Annotated in this window: 1 protein-coding gene; it reads left to right on the top strand. The window is 60.2% G+C overall.

Annotation, left to right across the window (positions count from 1 at the left end):
- Window positions 1–148: 148 nt before the first annotated feature.
- On the top strand, window positions 149–1,911 hold a 1,763-nt coding region (locus ACR0AD_RS21095; protein ID WP_480529299.1), incomplete at its 3' end, for an ABC transporter ATP-binding protein.

Raw genomic sequence — 1,911 nt, 5'->3', positions numbered from 1 at the left:
TTGGTTGCGGGTTTGGTGGTGAGGTCTTATTTAGCGTGTTTGGATGTTGGGATGGGTTGGTCTGCCGCAGGGTTGCATCTGTCCTTTAGGCGCGACGGGATATGGGGTATCTGAGCGTGCGCACCGTTTCACGGATTTGGAGAACGCAATGATGAAGCGCGCCTGGAACAAGTGGCGATCGGGCTATATGGGCCGGCTTGTCGGTGAGAGCTTTTATGCGCAGGGCGGGCTTTACGGCGTTGCGATCCTGGCGATGATCGCGGTGGCGGTCACCACCGCCGGCTCGGCTTACATGATGGAATATATCGTCGATGCCATGACCAGCCCGGAATTGCGGGGATGGGCGCATGTCATTGCGCTGGGGGTTGTGCTTCTGTTCCTGACCAAGGCGGTGGCCTCGTATGTTCAGGCCGTCTTTCTGGCGCGCGCGGGCAACCGGATTGTGGCCCAGCAGCAGGAGAAGCTGTACCGCAAGCTGGTCCGGCACGGGGTGTCGTTCTTTTCGACCAATGAATCATCGGATTTGCTGATGCGCACGACCAATGGCGCGCAATCGGCCCGGGGCCTGATCGATGTTCTGGTCACCGGGTTTGTCCGCGATGCCCTGACCCTGGTCGGCCTGATTGTGGTCATGGTGTATCAGCAGCCGGTCCTGTCGGTGATGTTCTTTGTGGTGGGCCCGGTTGCCCTTCTGGGGGTGCGGTATCTGCTGAAAAGCGTCCGCTCGATCATGCAGGCCGAGTTCAAATCGCTGGCCGAGATCATCCGGGTGCTGCAGGAGACCTCGGCGGGGATCAAGGTGATCAAGGTGTTTGCGCTTGAAGATCGCATGATCGACCGAATGGAGACCGCGATCCGGAAGGTCGAACAGCGCTCGAACGACATCGCCCGGCTGCAGGCCATTGCCAGCCCGCTGATGGAGTTTCTGGCCGGTCTGGCGGTTGCCGGGGTTCTCATTGTCAGCACGATGGGCATCGCGGGCACCGAACAGCCGACCGCGGGTCAGTTGATGTCCTTCATCACCGCTTTGCTGATGGCCTATGAACCCGCCAAGCGCCTGTCCAGGATGCGGGTCCAGATTGAAACCTGCATGGTCGGTGTCGGCCTGTTGTTCAGCCTGCTGGATCAGGAGGACACGATGGTGGAAAGCCCCCGGGCCCGTGACCTGAGTGACGGCCCCGGACAGATCACGCTGCGCAATGTGACCTTTGGCTATCAGGGCACGGTGCCGGTGATCGACAACATGAGCGCCACTTTCGAGGCCGGGAAAACCACGGCCCTTGTCGGCCAGTCCGGTGGTGGCAAATCCACGTTGTTTGGCCTGATCATGCGGTTTTACGACCCCGATCAGGGCAGCGTCGAGATCGATGGCCAGGACCTGAGGGATGTCAGCTTTGCCTCGCTGCGGCGGAAAATCTCGTATGTCGGTCAGGACACGTTCCTGTTCTCGGCCTCGGTGATGGACAACCTGCGCTGCTCGGCACCCGAGGCGAGCGATGAAGAGGTGATCGCGGCAGCCCGGGCCGCACATGCGCATCAGTTCATCACAGACCTGCCGCAGGGCTATGAGACCCCGGTGGGCGAAAACGGAACCTTTCTGTCGGGCGGTCAGAAACAGCGCATCGCGATTGCCCGCGCCATTCTGCGCAAGGCCGAAATCCTGCTGCTGGACGAGGCCACAAGCGCGCTGGACGCGGAATCGGAATCGCTGGTCAAAGAGGCGCTGGACGCCCTGACACAGGATGTCACCGTCATCGTCATCGCCCACCGCCTGTCAACCGTGCTGGAGGCAGACAAGATCATCGTCATCCAGGACGGCACTATCGCCGAACAGGGAAACCTCGACCAACTCATGCAGAAAAACGGACCCTTCAAAAACCTCTTCGACCAACAGTTCAATAAACACAAACA

Source organism: Ruegeria sp. BH8 (assembly GCF_056538065.1).
Note: the sequence above shows the minus strand (reverse complement) of the source record. Positions and strands in the feature narration are given on the sequence as shown.